This window comes from Exiguobacterium sp. SH0S1 (assembly GCF_004337165.1).
In the GTDB taxonomy this organism is placed as follows: Bacteria; Bacillota; Bacilli; order Exiguobacteriales; family Exiguobacteriaceae; genus Exiguobacterium; species Exiguobacterium aurantiacum_A.
Window position 1 is genome coordinate 1,062,165 of record NZ_SJVC01000001.1, and the last position, 17,888, is coordinate 1,080,052.

The 17,888-nt window shown below is 50.6% G+C and carries 20 protein-coding genes; 2 read left to right on the top strand and 18 right to left on the bottom strand.

The genetic code is table 11. From position 1 onward, the window contains the following. Window positions 1–175 precede the first annotated feature (175 nt). From EVJ20_RS05450 to infC, 7 genes are all read right to left on the bottom strand, one after another. A complete protein-coding gene (locus tag EVJ20_RS05450; RefSeq protein ID WP_070326956.1) occupies window positions 176–922 on the bottom strand; it encodes a TrmH family RNA methyltransferase in 747 nt (248 codons plus the stop codon). A gap of 1 nt (window position 923) precedes the next feature. Continuing rightward, complete coding sequence (locus EVJ20_RS05455) at window positions 924–2,000, bottom strand: M42 family metallopeptidase (protein WP_131490399.1); 1,077 nt, start codon at window positions 1,998–2,000, stop codon at window positions 924–926. Between the two features lie 25 nt (window positions 2,001–2,025). Beyond that, window positions 2,026–2,508, bottom strand: a complete 483-nt coding sequence (locus EVJ20_RS05460) for a dUTP diphosphatase (protein WP_070326954.1) — start codon at window positions 2,506–2,508, stop codon at window positions 2,026–2,028. 23 nt (window positions 2,509–2,531) lie between these two features. Beyond that, window positions 2,532–2,786 (bottom strand): hypothetical protein, encoded by a 255-nt coding sequence (locus EVJ20_RS05465; RefSeq protein ID WP_070326953.1) that lies wholly within the window; start codon window positions 2,784–2,786, stop codon window positions 2,532–2,534. 86 nt (window positions 2,787–2,872) lie between these two features. Next, window positions 2,873–3,232, bottom strand: coding sequence for a 50S ribosomal protein L20 (gene rplT / locus EVJ20_RS05470; RefSeq protein ID WP_016508086.1), 360 nt, complete (start codon window positions 3,230–3,232; stop codon window positions 2,873–2,875). Window positions 3,233–3,260: 28 nt separating this feature from the next. Beyond that, window positions 3,261–3,455, bottom strand: a complete 195-nt coding sequence (rpmI, locus tag EVJ20_RS05475) for a 50S ribosomal protein L35 (RefSeq protein ID WP_016508031.1) — start codon at window positions 3,453–3,455, stop codon at window positions 3,261–3,263. Window positions 3,456–3,485: 30 nt separating this feature from the next. Further along, entirely contained in the window at window positions 3,486–4,016 is a 531-nt protein-coding gene (gene infC / locus EVJ20_RS05480; RefSeq protein ID WP_070326952.1) for a translation initiation factor IF-3, read from the bottom strand. 348 nt (window positions 4,017–4,364) lie between these two features. Here infC and EVJ20_RS05485 point away from each other — a divergent pair, with 348 nt between their 5' ends. Continuing rightward, window positions 4,365–4,574 (top strand): hypothetical protein, encoded by a 210-nt coding sequence (locus EVJ20_RS05485; protein ID WP_070326951.1) that lies wholly within the window; start codon window positions 4,365–4,367, stop codon window positions 4,572–4,574. Between the two features lie 329 nt (window positions 4,575–4,903). Here the strand turns inward: EVJ20_RS05485 and EVJ20_RS05495 are convergent, their stop codons facing one another. The 8 genes from EVJ20_RS05495 to EVJ20_RS05530 form a co-directional block, all read right to left on the bottom strand. Further along, window positions 4,904–5,767: a DUF1002 domain-containing protein gene (locus EVJ20_RS05495; protein WP_070327894.1), complete on the bottom strand. Its 864-nt coding sequence runs from the start codon at window positions 5,765–5,767 to the stop codon at window positions 4,904–4,906. 112 nt (window positions 5,768–5,879) lie between these two features. Beyond that, the gene (gene thrS / locus EVJ20_RS05500) at window positions 5,880–7,817 is read right to left on the bottom strand and encodes a threonine--tRNA ligase (RefSeq protein ID WP_070326950.1); all 1,938 of its coding nucleotides are present in this window, start codon (window positions 7,815–7,817) and stop codon (window positions 5,880–5,882) included. Window positions 7,818–8,126: 309 nt separating this feature from the next. Then, a complete protein-coding gene (dnaI, locus tag EVJ20_RS05505; RefSeq protein ID WP_070326949.1) occupies window positions 8,127–9,041 on the bottom strand; it encodes a primosomal protein DnaI in 915 nt (304 codons plus the stop codon). 5 nt (window positions 9,042–9,046) lie between these two features. Further along, window positions 9,047–10,396: a DnaD domain protein gene (locus EVJ20_RS05510; RefSeq protein ID WP_131463833.1), complete on the bottom strand. Its 1,350-nt coding sequence runs from the start codon at window positions 10,394–10,396 to the stop codon at window positions 9,047–9,049. A 42-nt stretch (window positions 10,397–10,438) separates the two neighbouring features. Then, on the bottom strand, window positions 10,439–10,906 hold the full coding sequence (gene nrdR / locus EVJ20_RS05515; RefSeq protein ID WP_035385865.1) for a transcriptional regulator NrdR: 468 nt from the start codon (window positions 10,904–10,906) through the stop codon (window positions 10,439–10,441). A 12-nt stretch (window positions 10,907–10,918) separates the two neighbouring features. Continuing rightward, window positions 10,919–11,290 (bottom strand): hypothetical protein, encoded by a 372-nt coding sequence (locus EVJ20_RS05520; RefSeq protein ID WP_070326947.1) that lies wholly within the window; start codon window positions 11,288–11,290, stop codon window positions 10,919–10,921. A gap of 111 nt (window positions 11,291–11,401) precedes the next feature. After that, window positions 11,402–11,788, bottom strand: a complete 387-nt coding sequence (gene speD, locus EVJ20_RS05525; RefSeq protein WP_029595188.1) for an adenosylmethionine decarboxylase — start codon at window positions 11,786–11,788, stop codon at window positions 11,402–11,404. Window positions 11,789–12,018: 230 nt separating this feature from the next. Then, window positions 12,019–13,050, bottom strand: coding sequence for a glyceraldehyde-3-phosphate dehydrogenase (locus EVJ20_RS05530; RefSeq protein ID WP_131463835.1), 1,032 nt, complete (start codon window positions 13,048–13,050; stop codon window positions 12,019–12,021). Window positions 13,051–13,204: 154 nt separating this feature from the next. Here EVJ20_RS05530 and EVJ20_RS05535 point away from each other — a divergent pair, with 154 nt between their 5' ends. After that, entirely contained in the window at window positions 13,205–13,687 is a 483-nt protein-coding gene (locus tag EVJ20_RS05535; protein ID WP_070326945.1) for a site-2 protease family protein, read from the top strand. Window positions 13,688–13,704: 17 nt separating this feature from the next. On the opposite strand, the gene coaE is transcribed toward EVJ20_RS05535, so the two are convergent. The 3 genes from coaE to polA are packed head-to-tail and all read right to left on the bottom strand — an operon-like array spanning window position 13,705 to window position 17,765. Further along, window positions 13,705–14,310, bottom strand: coding sequence for a dephospho-CoA kinase (gene coaE / locus EVJ20_RS05540; protein WP_070326944.1), 606 nt, complete (start codon window positions 14,308–14,310; stop codon window positions 13,705–13,707). A 12-nt stretch (window positions 14,311–14,322) separates the two neighbouring features. Next, window positions 14,323–15,147: a DNA-formamidopyrimidine glycosylase gene (mutM, locus tag EVJ20_RS05545; RefSeq protein WP_131507232.1), complete on the bottom strand. Its 825-nt coding sequence runs from the start codon at window positions 15,145–15,147 to the stop codon at window positions 14,323–14,325. A gap of 20 nt (window positions 15,148–15,167) precedes the next feature. Next, the gene (gene polA / locus EVJ20_RS05550) at window positions 15,168–17,765 is read right to left on the bottom strand and encodes a DNA polymerase I (protein ID WP_131507234.1); all 2,598 of its coding nucleotides are present in this window, start codon (window positions 17,763–17,765) and stop codon (window positions 15,168–15,170) included. Window positions 17,766–17,888 lie beyond the last annotated feature (123 nt).

A 17,888-nucleotide genomic window follows, 5' to 3' on the forward strand; every position in this document is an offset into this window, starting at 1 on the left:
GGTGTTGTCTCCAACACGACTCCAGAGTGAATTCAGCGCCGACCTCGGCATCGGCTCTCAATCTAGGCCGATGCTCCCTGTGCTCGTTCGGGGGTTCGCGTACTATGCTCTTTCAACGTCTTACCTATATTGTTCGATGTTTCTAAACTATCACGATTCTCAAGCGGTGACAAGATTATTGTAGCGCGATGCGATACATGAGAATGCCGGCGGCGACTGCCGCGTTCAATGATTCGGCTTCTCCGATTACAGGAATGTGGACACGTGTGTCACAAAGGGCGAGCACGTCGTCATGGACGCCTTGCGCTTCATTCCCGATGACAAGCGCGACTTGATCGTTGAACGCGACTTGGTCGTATGACTTCGCTTTCGAAAGTGCCGTCCCATAGACGTGAAACCCTAAACTTTTCAGTTCCGGCAACGTGTCGAGCAAGTCGACCGATTGAATGTTCACATGGAACAACGATCCTTGCGTCGCCCGTACGACTTTGGCGTTAAACGGGTCGACCGTACCTTTACCGAGAAACACGGTATCAAAGCCGGCCGCGTCTGCTGTCCGAATCATTGTCCCGAGGTTACCCGGATCTTGAATGCGGTCAAGGACGAGCACATGCTTCATCTTGCGTTCGACTGGCGTCATCTTGACGACAGCGAACACCCCTTGCGTCTTCTCTGTTTCTGATAACAGATCGGCGACATGGTCGGACAGTTCGAGCACCGGCATCTCGTCTAGACGCCATGAACTTTTCGGACGATAAGATTCGCCCATAATCAATTGGACGAGTCGTCCGGCCCGGATCGCTTCGTCGACCAAGTGTTCACCTTCAACTAAAAATTGCCCAGACTCTTGTCTGCCTTTTTTCGTCATCAAGCGCTTCAAACGCTTAATCGTCTCGCTTTTCGTAGACGTGATTTTCGTCATATTATCCCTCTTTCAACCATTGAACCGTTTCGTTATCTAACCGTTTTGTGAGCGCCACGACCAGACCGATGGCCGCTTCATAATCGGCTTTATGAATGATTGACACGTTCGTATGCAAATAACGGACTGGAACCGTGAGCGCGACAGCCGGCATCCCGACTCCTGATAAATGGAACCGTCCGGCGTCGGTGCCGCCGCCTGGTGTCAAATCTAACTGATACTTAATGTCTTCTGCTTTCGCGACTTCGACGATCAAGTCGATGAGGCGTGGGTTCGTGACAGTCGTCGCATCAAAGAAGATGACTTGAACGCCTTCACCAAGTTTTGACAAGCCTTCTGCCGGTGTCATACCTGGCGTATCACCTGGGATACCCGTATCCACGGCAATCGCGACGTCCGGTTTAATCAAGTTTGCCGCTGTGACGGCTCCACGCAATCCGACTTCCTCTTGAACCGTGGCCCCCGAGAAGACGGTTCCTGGCGCATCATTTTTCAGACGTTTAGCCGCTTCAATCGCGATCGCACATCCGATTCGGTTATCCCATGCCTTCGCCATCAAGAAGTCTTCATTTTTCATGACCGTGAACTCGCAATGCGGCACGACCGTGTCACCTGGACGGATTCCCCACTCGGCGACTTGTTCTTTTGACGTCGCTCCGATATCTAAGAACATGTCTTTGATCTCGACCGGTTTTTTACGAGCTTCGACTGGAAGGACATGCGGTGGCTTCGCACCGATCACGCCTGGGATTTTCTCTCCAGAGCGTGTGACGACGTCCATGCGTTGAGCGAGCAATACTTGGTTCCACCAGCCACCGAGTGCTTGGAAGCGCAGGAAACCACTATCTTCGATGCGTGTGACCATAAAGCCGACTTCGTCCATATGACCGGCAATCATGACACGCGGTCCTTCACCGTTCCCCGTCACACGGCCGAACAGACTACCAAGACCATCCTGTTCGAACGATTCGACGTGGGGCTCGAGATACTCGCGCATGAGTGAACGGACTTCCCCTTCGTTTCCCGGGACGCCAGTCGCATCCGTCAGTCGTTTTAGCATATGTAAAGTTTCATTCATCTCGTATCGCTCCCTTTCGACTCCATTAGTAGCCTTGATTTTGTCGCTCATGGTTGACTTCATTCTTCGATAGATACGCCATCAGAATCAATTCTTCATTGAAACCTAGCGTATAGCCTAGTTCGAGATATGCCGCCATCAGCGTCTCGTACATCGCTTCTGTCTTCGACAAACCAAAATTCGTCACTTTTCGAAAGATATCTAAAAAAGCATCAGTCGCGTCAAGATACGAGCTGCCTGCCGGGAACGTCTCCCGTTCGTATCCGAGGGCGAGTCCGAGCGACAGTAAGAAATGGATACCGTCAACGTACTCTTCTAAGATCACGTCTTGAGGCGACGGGCCTTTCGTTGACCAAAATTTAAAACTTCGGGTCTCATTGGCGAGTTCACCGAGTTCGACGAGTAAAGCGAGTAACCGTTCATCGAATTGGTTGCCGGATAGTTGATGTTCTTGTTTGATCCGCTCATCTAATTCACGTTGCCGATCAAATAATGTTGTCCAGTTCACCGGTTGCTCCTCCTATTCTCCACTTAAAGCAGTACTAAAATCATTAAAGACCAGCCCACTGCTAAAATCAATACTTGTATTTGCATGCTTTTTGGGGCATGAACCGTTTTTTGGCGTGTCAAATGAAGTCCAAACAACGCTCCAATGGCTCCTCCGGCATAGGCGTACAACACGTTGAACTTCCCTTCGCCGTGCGTATACTGCTTCGCCTGGAAATACGTATAGACGTTTAAAGCGATGAGCGCCAACGCAACGATGGCCAAGATAGATTGATCCATAGCGTGTCCTCCTTATCTTCATCTTAAGAAATTTCCGAGAAAAAAGAAAGCGCCGAGATAGAGTCTCGGCGCTTTCGATTGAACGATTACGCGTTCAATTTTGATTTAGCTGTGTTAGCGAGTGAAGCGAACGCTTGTGCATCCGATACTGCAAGCTCAGCAAGCATCTTACGGTTGATGTCGATCCCTGCAAGCTTGAGTCCGTGCATCATACGGCTGTATGAAAGACCGTTGATACGTGCTGCCGCGTTGATACGTGTGATCCAAATACGACGGAAATCACGTTTCTTTTGACGACGGTCACGGTATGCGTACATGAGTGACTTCATGACCTGTTGTTTTGCTACTTTAAATAGAATATGTTTCGAGCCATAATAACCTTTGGCAAGTTTGATTTGCTTTTTACGACGTTGACGAGTCGTATAACCGCCTTTTACGCGTGGCATATAGTTTCCCTCCTAAATTCCTTCTGTATTACTTCGCAATCATGTTGCGAATACGTTTGTAGTCTCCAGCTGATACGATAGCACCCTTACGGAGCTTACGTTTTGCTTTCGTCGATTTGTTACCGAACAAGTGACTTGTGAAAGCGTGTGAACGTTTGAGTTTACCTGATCCTGTACGTTTAAAACGTTTAGAAGCACCGCGGTGCGATTTCATTTTCGGCATGAGTATTTCCTCCCCACTATGACTCGATGATTAATCTTCTTTCTTCGGAGCCAGCACTAAGAACATGCTGCGTCCTTCCATCTTCGGCTTTTGTTCAACTGTTGCCAAGTCGGCACATTCCGCCGCCAATTTTTCCATAACACGTCTACCGATTTCCGAGTGTGTGATGGCACGTCCGCGGAAACGGATCGACGCCTTCACTTTGTTTCCACTTTCAAGAAACTTGCGAGCGTTACGCAATTTCGTTTGGAAATCGTTGTCCTCGATTGTAGGACTGAGACGTACTTCTTTCAATTGGATGACTTTTTGGTTTTTACGCGCTTCTTTCTCCTTTTTCTGGAGTTCGAAACGGTATTTACCGTAGTCCATAATTTTAGCGACCGGTGGGTTTGCTTTGTCAGCGACCAAGACGAGGTCAAGGTCAGCTTCTTCCGCTAAGCGTAATGCTTCACTACGCGATTGTACACCGAGTTGTGCACCGTCCGCTCCAATAAGACGAAGTTCACGGGCACGAATGTTTTCGTTGATAAATAGCTCTTTGCTAATGGTTAGCACCTCCATCGTGCGATTGCACGAGTTTTAGATTTTAAAATAAGACAACATAGTAATAGTAACAAAAAAAGCGTCGGCAGTTTCCCGCCCACACATCATTGCGTACTCAGAACGGCAAGACACCGAAACTGAATTACGTACATGATGGACCTGACCGAACCGATTCGGACGAGGTGAGAAGCGGGCGCTTCTGCTTTGTTGTATTTACTCACTAAGTCATCTTAACACTAGCAGAAAAAGATGTCAAGAATTCGCGCATGAATAATTGATAGCTCGCACTTTTATGATAATAACAGTCATTCCATCGTTTCGCAATACCTTTTCAAAGGGAATAAAATAAAAAAGGAGGCGGCGAGGATGAACTGGAGAAAAGACGTGAAACAAGATCACGATTATCATGATCAAATCAAACATATCGTTCAAGAAACGATGCGTCACCATGAAATGAACGACGCTAAACTTGAAGCTGTATTGACCGATCTGCTTGAAGAGATGAACCGCATCACGTTGAAGATCGTCGATGATCATGAATCCGCTCGGGACTATATCCATAAACGTTGGTATTAAAAAGCAGAGCCTTCTCTCTCAGCTTGTTGACTAACCTGATTGATATCGCTCGTCCTTCCGGCGCCCACGCTTTCCGCAGGCAATCCCGGAGCCGCATCGCGACTCGCGTCGCTGCTGGGTCTCCGTCGGATTGCTTTCCTGCGGGAGTCGGGGCGTCGTCGGACGAGCAACGCAAACGGTCGCCATCTGGCGGCCGTTTACATAGCATTTCTTAAATTATATGTCGGTCAGAGCGCCTCGAGGTCTTCGAACATAAAAAAAGACGAACCAGATTGCTTTTAGCGACCTGGTTCGTCAACAGCCTGAGAGCCTTCGCTCTGCTTTTTCGTTTAGTTCGTCAACGACTTGAAGAAATTACTGAGCGACTCAAACAGCCGCGCAAAGAAACCTTGTACTTCTTTCGTCTCTAGAAACGCCTGCACGTCTTGGCCCGCTCCTTTTAATCCATCACTGATCGCTGTCCAATCCAAGTTGGCTTGCTGCATGTTCTCGAACAACGTCGTCAGCTGGTTCAATTGCGTATCGGACAATTGAACGTTGTTTTGATTCAATACTTGAATGACGATATCACGAATTTCAATATTCGTCTCGGGCATTTGATTCGCGATTTCCGCTTTGATCTCATTCATCAGCCCGGCCACATCTTCTTGACCGACCGTCTTCCCGATCTCTGACGTGACCGCAAGTTCTTCTTGCGCGAGATTTTTTCGTTCCTCGGTCAGTTGGATCCCGGTCTCGTCAGCCGTCTGGTCGTACGCCTTCATAATACCTGTCAACGCAGACGTCCCGGTCACACGGATTGGAGACGTGATGTAAATATCGGCGTCAGTGACCCCGGCCGTGACGAGCGCGTTCGCATACATATCTTCCGTCACCCACGTGACGTTCTCGGTTTGAATATCAAGACCCGTCCCGTCAGTCAGCTTGATGCGGGCCGATGAGTACATGCCGCCGCCACGTTGTGCCTGGGGTACGGCGTCACCTAAATACTTCTCTTCGTCAGCTGCAGTCGTGATAATCGGTTCGATTCCTGCCGGCGCTTCAACACGCTCGAGCACCCAGTCTCGCTGCTCTGCTGATAATGTCTCCCCGAGGGTGACGATTGTATCGTCGACGATCGCTTCGGCGTTTACTTTAGGAATCATGCTAGTCGAGACAATCGTCCCGATCGTCAGCGCGATAATTGGTTTCATATAATTCAAACTGAATCACTCCTTTCTTCTACCATACGTGTTCTTTCATAGGTTGCGCATCCGTCTCTGGACCGAAAAGAAGACCACCCTTCCGTTGAAGGATGGCCTACCTTTACCGTGAACGATTCGCGATTTCTTCAGTGAGGGACGTCAAGAACTCATCAAGCGTTGCCGATACTTGTTCTTGTTGACCGTAGCGACGGATGTTGACCGAACGCTCATCACGTTCTTTATCACCGAGTACGAGCGTCATCGGGATCTTCTTCATCTGTGCTTCACGGATCTTATAGCCTAACTTCTCATCCCGAAGGTCTGTCTCGACACGGACACCACGTGATAACAGTTCTGCTTTCACTTCGGCCACATAAGCATCATGGACGTGAGACACCGGGATCAATTTGACTTGGACCGGCGCGAGCCATGTCGGGAAGGCACCTTTGTACTCTTCGATCAAGTAGGCGACGAACCGTTCCATCGTCGACACGACACCGCGGTGGAGGACGATTGGACGATGATCTTTGCCGTCAGGACCTGTATACGTCAAATCGAAACGTTCTGGAAGCAAGAAGTCGAGTTGGACTGTCGACAACGTCTCTTCTTTCCCGAGCGCTGTCCGGACTTGGACATCGAGTTTCGGTCCGTAAAACGCCGCTTCGCCATCCGCTTCGAAGTACGGCAGGCCGAGTTCATCCATCGTTTCTTTCAATTGACGCTGTGCCGATTCCCAGATCGCATCGTTGTCGAAGTATTTCTCTTTATCGGCCGGGTCGCGATAAGACAGGCGGAACCGGTAATCTTTAATCCCGAAGTCGGCATACACTTCTTGGATCAAGTGAACGATATCTTTAAACTCTTGCTTCATCTGCTCTGGTGTCACGAACGTGTGTCCATCGTTCAATACCATGTAACGGACACGTTGAAGACCTGTCAAAGCACCTGACATCTCATAGCGGTGCATGCCGCCAAGTTCGGCGATACGGAGCGGCAACTCACGGTATGAGCGTGGCTCATGCTTATAGATCGTCATATGGTGCGGACAGTTCATCGGGCGCAAGACGAGCTCTTCGTTATCCATCTCCATTTTCGGGAACATGTCGTCTTGATAGTGATCCCAGTGACCTGACGTCTTATACAAGTCAACCGAACCGAGCACCGGTGTATAGACGTGCTGATAACCGAGTTCGAGCTCTTTGTCGACGATATAACGCTCGACCGTACGACGAATCGAGGCACCTTTCGGGAGCCACATCGGCAATCCTTGGCCGACTTCTTGCGAGACGAAGAACAAATCAAGTTCTTTCCCGAGTTTACGATGGTCGCGTTCTTTCGCTTCTTCAAGTAGACGCAAATGCTCGGCGAGCTGTTCTTTCGTCGCCCACGCCGTACCGTAGATCCGTTGCAACATCTTGTTGTCAGAATCTCCGCGCCAGTAAGCACCGGCGACACTCATCAATTTAAAGACTTTCAATTTCGACGTCGACGGGACGTGCGGTCCACGGCAAAGGTCAAAAAAGTCACCTTGATGGTAAATTGTAAGTGTCTCACTTGCCGGGATATCTTCGATCAACTCGACTTTGAGCGGGTCGCCGAGCTGTTTGTAACGCTCGAGCGCTTCGTCACGCGTGACGACTTCACGTGTGATGTCGAGGTTTTCATCGACGATCCGTTTCATCATCTTCTCGATTTCCGGCAAATCCTCTTCATTGATGCGGCGGTCCATCTCGATATCGTAATAGAACCCGTTCTCAATCGTCGGTCCGATACCGAAATGAATCGTCCCTTCTTCGCCGTACAACCGTTTGATCGCTTGAGCCATCAAGTGAGCGGATGAATGGCGCATCAAGTCGAGGCCTGCCTCCGAGTCCGGCATGACGAGCTCGATTTTACCGTCGCGCTCGATCGGACGACGATAATCGATCAGTTCACCATCAATTTTTGCGGCGATGGCTTTCTTACGAAGTCCCGGGCTAATCGAACCGGCTACTTCTTCTGCTGTGATACCAGCTTCAAACGCTTTGACTGCCCCATCTGGAAATGTCAATTGAATCATGTGTCAACTTCCCCTCTCTATTTGAAAAAAAATAAAAAAAGCCCATCCCTATGAAAGGGACGAGCTTTGATTCTCGTGGTACCACCCTCGTTCCCAAGCTGTAAGCTTGGCTCGAACACACGATAACGAGTGTGAATCGCCGCACGATTGACCCGTGCGGTGCTCCGAGGGAGTAAGTCGATCGGCGTGTTTAGGAAGCTCTCACCATTCTTCCTTCGCTTTGAAACCCGTGACGATGTCTCGTATCCTCTTCTATGCATCAGTTATATGGTTATTAGTATAGTCAACTCGTTCGAGAAATACAATCCTTTACCGACGACGATTTTCGCCTTTCAGCTCGATCTGTGTCGTCGTCGTCGAGATCCGTTGCATGAGCCGCTGTGCTTTCATCTTGTTTTGCGGCGAGCCGTCAATCGAGAAGTGCGTCTCGAGCTCTTCGCTGCTGAAGTTTGAGCTGTAGAGCGTCGGCAGACGATGCATCATGCGGTACTGTAAAATAATCCCGAACAGTTCGTCTCGTACCCACGGGCTGATCGCCTCGGCGCCGATATCATCAATCAACAAAATCGGCACGTGCTGGAACGAGGTCAAAAATGAATCGAACGAATCGGTACGAATTTTACGTTTCGCTTCCGAGACGAATCCCGGGGCGTGAACTAAAATCGTCTCGATATCGGCGACTTTGAGTTCATTGGCGATCGCGGCGAGCAAGTACGTCTTCCCGACCCCGAAACTGCCGTACAAGTAAAGGCCGTTCACTTTTTGACGCGTCTTCATCCCCGAGACGAATCGCATCGCCTCACGGAGCGCGATCTTTCGGGCATCGTCCGAATAATCAAACGATTGAAAGCTCGCTTCCCGCACTTCTTCCGGTAAAAATAAGCTCTTGAACTTTCGATCCATCTCTTTTTGACGTCTCGCTTGGCGGTGAGCGACCGTCTCTTCATAGCGGATCGCAATTTGACCGAGATCGACATAAAGGACCGGCTGATGCCCGGGGATAACGGCTTGTTCATCGACAAGCTTCTTCCCGTCCATCTGCTCGGCATATTCGCTCAATTTCGTAAATCCGACTTCGATCGCCGTCTCGTCGAGTTCTGGATGCGCCTTTAAAAATGTAATGACACCAGGGTGCTCGAGAGTTCGTCTGCGAATCGACTCGTACGCTTCCCGCACTTCTTTACGGTTCATCATCTGGGCGAGCGTCTGATTGATCCGTTCCATGTCGCTCATCCTTTCTCTTTCAGTTCATTCAACAATTTGACGAGTTCCGCGTCATCTGGCACCGATGATTCGAGCGCCTCTTTGCGCTTCTGATCGTAAGACCGTTGCTCTTTCGCATCGTCTTCGAGCCATTTCGGCAACTCGGTCTTGTCTTTCCGACGCGAGCCGACCGTCGTACGCTGGACGTTCTCACGTTTTTGTTGCTTCTTCTCGATCAACGCGTCTTGCGTCGCTTCACGCTCTAATGCGTCACCTGCGTGCAAATAGCCCGCCGTCTTCCAACTCGTGGCGATGCGCATCACGTAATTCTCGCTGAGCCGCGTCTGTTTCTTCACTTCGATACAATAATAGAACAGCGCGTTGATCACACCTGGTGCGAGACCGAGTGTATCGACCATCTCGATGATGAGCTGTTCGTCACTTTTCGAAAGTTGTGGCGTCTTCCGAAGCGTCGATACGTACTGATGCGGGTGTGCTTCCTCCATGACCGTTGTGTCATGCAAATCGCCGACCTCCGCCTGCTCCGTCTCGTCTGACTTCACTTTTCGATGTCTCGTCTGTTTTTTCTTCAATTGTAATACCATCTGCCTGCAACCATCACGCTTCTCTTGTTCGCTGAGCGGTAAGTACGCTTCGTGAACGAAATACTCTTTTAGCATCTCGGCCATCGTCTCTTCATCGATTTGCGACACGTACGCGAGTTTTGTGATCGTCTCGTCTAACTTCTTCGTGAAGAAGCCGATTGGGAAGTTTGTCAGTTTTTTGACGATATCCATATCGAACGTATAGTTGATCTCGATCTTGGCGCGGTCCGGCTTCTCATAATTTTTTTGAGTGAACGCCATCTGGTTGACCCCTTTGACGTCGAACACTTCATTGAAGTCTTTCGTCACTTCGACGATGCCTGCCGGTAGCGGGTCGATGGTGAATCGTCCTTGCAACTGCTTGAATCGGACCTCCCCTACTTTATAGAAGAGAAAACTCGATAACAGCCCATCGTTTAGGAACGTGTGGGGCGCGAGCGGAACTCTCAGTTGATAGACGTATTGCGTCAGCCGTGCGTCTTTCGTCTTGTACGTCCGGACGAGGCCGATCGCTTCGAGCCGGAATAGACTGTCCGCCAGTTCGTTAATCGAATAATCAAGCATTTCACACAAGGCGCTATGTGATATATAGTTCGACTTCATTTTACCCGGCTTCAATTCACTCCAAAGCGTTTGATACAACGCGAGCGCCTTCACGCCGATGACGGGTTGATATAAATGATAAAGTGACTGATAAGACTCGCGATCAATGAGCCCAGTGCTCATGATCAATAGCTCATCAGTCCCGTAAAGAATCCGTTCTTTTTCCATAACGTTTCTCCCCTGAAAAAAGACGACCAGAAGGCCGCCCCTTTAGTTGGTCGATTTTTCTTGCTTCATTAAATCCTCTAACTCTTTAAAGAACACAGAGATGTCCTTAAACTGTCGATAGACCGATGCGAAGCGGACGTACGCCACTTCATCGACGCGGGCGAGTTCGTTCATGACGAGTTCGCCGACTTGTTCACTCGGGATCTCGGACTGGCCGAGCGCCCGTAACTGTTGTTCGACTTTCGTGACCACACCCTCGAGTTGCTCGAGTGTGACCGGTCGCTTCTCACAGGCGCGAATGATCCCGCGCAGAACTTTCTCTCGACTGAACTCTTCGCGGTTCCCGTCCTTTTTGACGATGATGAGCGGCGTCTGTTCAACCGTTTCAAACGTCGTGAAGCGATAGCCGCACTTTTCACATTCGCGACGGCGTCGAATCGAATAATAATCTTGGACTGGTCGGGAGTCGAGCACCCTCGTTCCGTTATGATCACATTTAGGACAACGCATGCTCAGCCCTCCTTATCGTTCGACAGATTGATTCCCGATGGCACGGAGTGGGAACTTATTTTGTAAAGCATCATAATACGCAGCGACAACTTGTTTCAGGTCAGGACCGAGCATTTGTTCACGATTCATCGTGAAATCGACGGCGGTCCGCCCTCCGTCCACTTGAACGACTGTGGCCAATGCGTCCCAACCGTCACCGTAAAAGGCGAGCTCGCCTCGCTCGGCGTCGATTCGGCGCACCGTCTGCCCCTCCGTTTTAATTCGTTCATCTAACCATGTCAGGACTGCGTTCGGCGACGTCGCGAAATAACGCGTGCGCAACGCCTCATTTTTATGCGTATCATCCGTTTGGATATGTGTTTGAAACTTGTCTAGTAATCCCATTGTCCACCTCGGCACCTAATTTATATACGTTAAGCATATCAAAATTAACGACTTAACAAAACAATTAAAAGGGCTGACCGAAAATCGGCCAGCCTCAAAAGGTCAATCGGATTACTTGCTGATCGCCACTTGTGCTTCTGGAACACGAATCGGTCCCATACCGCGATCAAGTTTGACGTCTTCGCGAACTTTCGCTTCTAAGCCTTCAGCAATGTATTGTGAAGCTGTCGCTGGATCGATCCGGTCCCCACATGTGAACACATCGACTGATGCGTAACCATGCTCTGGGAAACTGTGAATCGTTAAATGTGATTCTGAAATGATAACGACACCACTCACACCGTGCGGCGCGAATTTGTGGAAAGCGACTTCGCGGACTTCAGCGCCCGAGCGAAGTGCTGCATCGACGAACAAGCGCTCGATGTAGTCGATATCGTTCAATTTGTCGGGATTGCACTCCCAAAGTTCTGTAATAATGTGACGTCCCATAGTATCCATATAAGTGGATCCCCCTTTACATCAATGGTCTCAAAGTAGTTGATGATCACTCACTTTGTGCCTGAATCGCCCACAACCACGGGGGCAAGTTAGTCCAGAGAGGTCCTAACCCTTTAAGTTGCGTTTGTCAGACCAATTGAAGTTCACGAGATTGAGTGTATCCTGTTTAGGACGTCGATACAAGCTATTTGTTTGAATTCGTTAAAATATTTTTGACGAAATATATTTTCTCAAGCATGCGTTTCTTGTTGGCCGATTTGCAGGTAGCTCGCTACCATATCCAAAAGATCGACGACGCGGCACGAATAGCCCCATTCGTTGTCATACCAAGCGAGCACTTTGACGTGGTTGCCGCCGAGCACCATCGTCGAATCTGCATCGATAATCGAGGAGCGCTCGTCTCCATTAAAGTCGATTGAGACGAGCGGTTCGTTCGAGACACCGAGAATCCCGGTCATTTCTCCGTAAGCGGCCCGTTCGAACGCATCGTTCACTTCGGCGGCCGTGACATCACGACGCAGCTCGACGACGAGATCGACGAGCGAGACGTTCGGCGTCGGGACACGGAGCGCCATCCCGTTCAACTTGCCTTGCAGCTCGGGAAGCACAAGACCGATCGCCTTGGCTGCCCCGGTCGAAGTCGGTATAATGGAGCTACCACAAGCCCGGGCCCGGCGCAAATCTTTATGCGGATTGTCGATATTGTTCTGGTCGTTCGTGTAGGCGTGTACCGTCGTGACGAGTCCTGTCTCGATGCCGAACGTCGAATCGAGCACTTTGACGACAGGTGCGAGGCAGTTCGTCGTACAAGAGGCGTTTGAGATGATATGGTCTTGCTCCGGCATATACTCGCGATCATTGACCCCCATCACGATCGTCCGTAAGTCGCCTTTGCCCGGCGCCGTCAAAATGACTTTCTGCGCCCCGGCCATCAAATGCTTGCGCGCCCCGACGTCCGAATTGAATTTCCCCGTCGCCTCGACGACGATCTCGACATCAAGTTCTTTCCATGGTAATCGTTCCGGGTCACGCTCTGCGATTAACCGAATCTGTTTCCCGTCGACAACGAGCGTATCCCCATGCGCTCGAACAGTGAGCTCAAACGGCCCATGGACCGTATCGTGCTTGATCAAGTGAGCAAGCGTCTCCGCCGGATAACTCGCATTGATCGCCACGACGTCGTGACGCCCTTCAAGCATCAATTTACGAAACACCATTCTCCCGATTCGTCCAAACCCGTTGATTGCAACTTTCGTCCCCATTCCAGTTCCCCCTTTTTTCTGCGTTACGACACCATTATAACGGAAAAATGGAAGCGTTTTCACTATGTATCGTCACATTTTTATCACTTTTTTACAGTTTCGTTTTTGAAAAAGAGGGAAATTTGGTGTAGAGCTTGGAAAGGAGCTACGTTATATGTTTGATTGGACAGACTTAGACAAATTTGTCATCTCGTTTTTTGTCATCTTGCCGATTGTGACAATTATCCATCAATTCGGGCATTTCTTTTTCGCAAAATTATTCGGGGGATCACTCGATATGGAGATTGGGACCGGGAAGAAGCTATTCAAGGTCGGGCGCATGCAGTTTAACCGCGTCTACTTCTATGACGCCTGGTGCCAATTCTCGGACTTGAAATACAGTAATCGCTTGACGAGGAGTATCGTCTACGCGGGCGGGTCGATTTTCAATCTATCGAGTATCTTGATTGTGAACTGGTTTATCCTGAGACGGGAGATTGAACCGACACTCTACACGTATCAGTTCGCCTATTTCTCGTTTTATTATGTGTTCTTCTCGCTCTATCCGATTTATTACTCGAACGGACACCCAAGTGACGGGCGCGCTATTTTCGACACATGGAAAAAAGGGCGACCGGACGCAGATCCGCTCAACTGAACAAAAAAAAGAAGGCGTCAGTCGCCTTCTTTTTTCATGTCTTGAAATTGTTCGACGAGACGCGTCACTTGAGGCAACAAGTCTCCGAGTGCCCCGTTGTTGTTGATTAAAAAGTCAGCGTGATGCTTCTTTTCTTCGATCGGCATTTGCGAGTGGATCCTTGCGAGCGCTTCTTCTTTCGTCAAGCCGTTACGCTCCATGAGACGCATCAACTGCATCTCTTCCCGGCAATAGACGACGACCGTATAATCGACGAGGTCACGCATCGTCCCTTCGAACAAGAGCGGGATGTCGAAGATGACGACAGATTCCCCTGCTGCCGCAAAGGAATGCATCTGCTCCTGCATTTCTTCCCGGATCGCCGGATGCATGAGCTGATTCAACAATTTCCTTTTTGCTTCGTCATGAAAAATCTCTCGCCCGAGCGCCGGCCGGTTCAACTGCTCACCTTCAAAACAGCGCGGAAACGCTTCTCGGACAGCAGAGTAAGCTTTACCTTCAGGGTCGACGACGGTACGGGCAATCTTGTCGGCATCGATAATCGGAATCCCTTGTTGTCGGAATAGGCGGGACACCGTCGACTTCCCTGTCGCGATGCCGCCTGTCAAACCAATTTTCAACATTGTGTCCACCTCTTACTGTTGGCAGTGCGGACAGTAATGCGTCCCCCGTCCGCCTAGTTTCATCTTTTCAATCGGCCGACCGCAATTGTGACACGGTTCACCGGTCTGCCCGTAGACGTAAAGCGTCTCTTGAAACGTTCCAGCCGCCCCGTCCGGATTCGTGTAGCTGCGGATCGTACTTCCACCCCGCTCGATCGCTTCCAATAACACGGCGACCGCTTCTTGACGGACGGTCTCAACTTCAGTGAGTGAAAGCGAGGCTGCTGACCGGGTCGGATGAATCCGTGCCCGGAACAACGTCTCGTCGACATAAATATTGCCGAGACCGACAAAAATCGATTGATCGAGCAACGCCGTCTTGATCGCTCTCACGTTCATGCGCTTCAGACGGGCGTGCAACGTTTCGGCCGTCACTTCAGGGTCGAACGGCTCGAGCGCGAGCAGCGACAGCGGCGGCGTCACGAACAACTCGTCGTTCGTCCGAAGTTCCATCGTGCCGAACTTCCTGACGTCGTTATAGTGCAGGCTCGTACCGTCGGTGAACGTGAAGACGACGTGCGTATGCTTGACCGGATCGACGGCTTCGCTGTGCGGAAAGAATTTCCCTTCCATCCGTAAATGAGAGACGAGGTAACCGTTCGTCAATTTAAATAAAATGAACTTGCCGCGCCGCTCGACGTCGACCATCGTCTCGCCGATCAGCTGTTGTACCCACACGTCGGCCTCATGTCCGCGAATGATTTTCGCGTCGCGTACATTGACGTCTTGAATCGTTTTTCCGGAGACGAACGGTCGCAGTCGGCGACAGACCGTCTCTACTTCTGGTAATTCTGGCATATCGATTTCCTTCCTTTACTTTATTTCGTGTCGAACCACGTCTCACCGAACGAGCCGTCCGCCCGAAGCGGGACGTCGAGTGTGATCGTATGTTCCATCGCTTGCTTCACAAGTTTTTCAAGCGCGGACGTCTCAGCAAGCGGTCCTTCAAAGATGAGTTCATCGTGGACTTGAAGCAATAGTTTCGATTGCAGGCCCGATGCTCGAAGCGCCGTATCGACGTCGATCATCGCTTTTTTAATGATGTCCGCCGCTGTTCCTTGAATCGGCGTATTGATGGCCGTCCGTTCGGCAAAGCCCCGCAAGTTGAAGTTGCGTGAATGGATGTCCGGGATGTTACGGCGACGTTTGAGCATCGTCTCGACATACCCATGTTCCCGCGCCCGCTCGATAGCGGCATCCATGAAGCGCTTCACACCAGGGAACTGCTCGAAGTACGTGTCGATGAACGTCTGCGCTTCTTTACGGCTGATGCCGAGGTTTTGCGACAATCCATAATCACTGATGCCATAAATGATCCCGAAGTTGACCGCCTTCGCTTGACGCCGCATGAGCGACGTCACTTCTTCTTTGGCGACGCGGAACACGTTCGCCGCCGTCGACGTATGAATATCTTCGTCATTTAAAAACGCCTCGAGCATCTTCGCGTCTTGCGACATATGCGCCATGATCCGGAGCTCGATCTGCGAGTAGTCGACCGCATACAGCACCCAGCCCGGCTCACTTGCCGTAAACGCCTTACGGATTCGGCGTCCTTCCTCGAGCCGAATCGGGATGTTTTGCAAGTTCGGATTGACCGATGACAGTCGCCCTGTCTGTGTGAGCGTCTGCGTGTAGCGTGTATGAATCTTCCCGTCCGCTTTGATGACTTTTTGTAAGCCCTCGACGTACGTCGACTGCAGTTTTCCGAGCTCACGGTAATGCATGATATGTTCGACGATCGGATGGAGCGGCGCCAGCTTCTCTAACACGTCGGCCGCCGTTGAGTATCCGGTTTTCGTCTTCTTCACGGGTGGGAGTGCCAACTTCTCAAACAAGATGACGCCAAGCTGTTTCGGCGAATTGATATTGAACGACTCGCCGGCCAATCCGTGAATTTCTGTCTCGAGCTGATCAAGGCGGTCCCTGAGATCGGTTTCCATCGCTTGAAGCGTCGCCACGTCGACGTGAATTCCGGCCCATTCCATTTCCGCGAGCACCGAGGCGAGCGGACGTTCTAAATCTTGATAAAGTGACGTCTGCTCGTTTTCATCGATTTCCGGAATGACTTTCGCGAACAACGTGAAGATAGCCATCGCCTTCTCGCCAAGATGTTGGTCGAGCACCGCTTGTTCCGGCACGTGCAGTTTCGCCCCTTTCCCGTAGACGGCCTCGTCTTCAGGCAACGCGTAATCGAAGTGCGCGGCGATCGAATCGAGCGTCGTTCCGCCCGACAAGTTGAGCAAATAGCCGGCGACGAGCAAGTCTTCGTAGCCGCGAAGTGTCAATTCGTTCCGTTTCAATTGAACGATCGTCTGTTTGGCATCCAAACAGATCGTTTTCCGGGTCTCGTCCGTTAGCCAAGCCTTCACGTCCGGTACGTCTAACAACGACATATCACCGACGGTCACACCGACTTTCGATGCGATCGCCACACCGATGATGTCGTCTTCGAAATAGTCGTCCCGCAGCTGTTCGATAAACAGGACGGCTTCCGACAAATCTTGCTGTTCGATGCCGACGTGCGTCACGTCTCGCGCTTCTGCCGCCTCTTCCGTCGTCGCATCGGTGTTCAGCTTACTGACCAGTGATTTGAACTGAAGGCTCATGAACAACGGTTTGACTTTTGCCGCGTCATACGGATGGAACTGTAAGTCATCCACACTGACGTCGATCGGGACGTCCGTATGGATCGTCGCGAGTTGTTTTGACATTCGAGCTTCCTGCTCGTTCGCCTCGACTTTTTCTTTTTGCTTCCCTTTTAACTCATGTGTATGTTCATACAGCCCTTCGACCGAGCCGTAATTTGACAGCAACTTGAGCGCCGTCTTCTCGCCGACACCCGGAATTCCCGGTATGTTATCGGATTTATCGCCCATCAGCCCTTTGAGATCGATCATTTGGCGAGGTGCCAAGCCCTCGTAACGTTCGTGGAACGCCGCCTCGTCCATCGTCTCGACGTCAGTGATGCCACGTTTCGTTAAGTAGACGGTGACTCGCTGATCGATCAGTTGAAGTAAATCTTTATCACCCGTGACGACCGTGACTTGTTCGAACGCCTCGTTTTTCGAAAGTGTCCCGATTATGTCATCAGCCTCATATTGATCGAGTTCGAGCACTTTGATCCCGAACGCCTCACACAGTTCACGAACGATCGGGAACTGTTCGCGGAGCTCACCTGGTGTTTTCTGCCGCCCACCTTTATAGTCCGCATATGTATCGTGGCGGAACGTCTTCTTCGACGCATCGAACGCGACCGCGAAATGCGTCGGTTGCTCGTCTTCCATCAATTTTAAAAGCATCATCGTGAACCCATATACCGCGTTCGTGTTTCGTCCCGATGCATCCGTCATCGGAGGCAACGCGAAAAACGCACGATACGTCAGTGAGTTTCCATCGAGGAGCAGTAATTTATTCATCGTCCAACCTCCATTCTCTTCTGTATCCATCATATCATACGGGCACATGCGCTCGAAAAAAAAGACCCTTTTCTAAGTACTAGAAAAGGGTCAATCTTCTCGACCGAGTGGAGATGAGCACCG

Excerpts from the sequence above, each read along its gene's own strand:
- EVJ20_RS05510 (WP_131463833.1), bottom strand. The coding sequence starts at position 10,396 with ATGGAAAAAGAACGGATTCTTTACGGGACTGATGAGCTATTGATCATG.
- EVJ20_RS05495 (WP_070327894.1), bottom strand. The coding sequence starts at position 5,767 with ATGAAACCAATTATCGCGCTGACGATCGGGACGATTGTCTCGACTAGC.
- coaE (WP_070326944.1), bottom strand. The coding sequence starts at position 14,310 with ATGTTGAAAATTGGTTTGACAGGCGGCATCGCGACAGGGAAGTCGACG.
- infC (WP_070326952.1), bottom strand. The coding sequence starts at position 4,016 with ATGGAGGTGCTAACCATTAGCAAAGAGCTATTTATCAACGAAAACATT.
- mutM (WP_131507232.1), bottom strand. The coding sequence starts at position 15,147 with ATGCCAGAATTACCAGAAGTAGAGACGGTCTGTCGCCGACTGCGACCG.
- EVJ20_RS05535 (WP_070326945.1), top strand. The coding sequence starts at position 13,205 with ATGTTTGATTGGACAGACTTAGACAAATTTGTCATCTCGTTTTTTGTC.
- rplT (WP_016508086.1), bottom strand. The coding sequence starts at position 3,232 with ATGCCACGCGTAAAAGGCGGTTATACGACTCGTCAACGTCGTAAAAAG.
- rpmI (WP_016508031.1), bottom strand. The coding sequence starts at position 3,455 with ATGCCGAAAATGAAATCGCACCGCGGTGCTTCTAAACGTTTTAAACGT.
- EVJ20_RS05465 (WP_070326953.1), bottom strand. The coding sequence starts at position 2,786 with ATGGATCAATCTATCTTGGCCATCGTTGCGTTGGCGCTCATCGCTTTA.
- thrS (WP_070326950.1), bottom strand. The coding sequence starts at position 7,817 with ATGATTCAATTGACATTTCCAGATGGGGCAGTCAAAGCGTTTGAAGCT.
- dnaI (WP_070326949.1), bottom strand. The coding sequence starts at position 9,041 with ATGGAACGGATCAATCAGACGCTCGCCCAGATGATGAACCGTAAAGAA.
- nrdR (WP_035385865.1), bottom strand. The coding sequence starts at position 10,906 with ATGCGTTGTCCTAAATGTGATCATAACGGAACGAGGGTGCTCGACTCC.
- EVJ20_RS05450 (WP_070326956.1), bottom strand. The coding sequence starts at position 922 with ATGACGAAAATCACGTCTACGAAAAGCGAGACGATTAAGCGTTTGAAG.
- EVJ20_RS05485 (WP_070326951.1), top strand. The coding sequence starts at position 4,365 with ATGAACTGGAGAAAAGACGTGAAACAAGATCACGATTATCATGATCAA.
- polA (WP_131507234.1), bottom strand. The coding sequence starts at position 17,765 with ATGAATAAATTACTGCTCCTCGATGGAAACTCACTGACGTATCGTGCG.
- EVJ20_RS05455 (WP_131490399.1), bottom strand. The coding sequence starts at position 2,000 with ATGAATGAAACTTTACATATGCTAAAACGACTGACGGATGCGACTGGC.
- EVJ20_RS05530 (WP_131463835.1), bottom strand. The coding sequence starts at position 13,050 with ATGGGGACGAAAGTTGCAATCAACGGGTTTGGACGAATCGGGAGAATG.
- EVJ20_RS05520 (WP_070326947.1), bottom strand. The coding sequence starts at position 11,290 with ATGGGATTACTAGACAAGTTTCAAACACATATCCAAACGGATGATACG.
- speD (WP_029595188.1), bottom strand. The coding sequence starts at position 11,788 with ATGGATACTATGGGACGTCACATTATTACAGAACTTTGGGAGTGCAAT.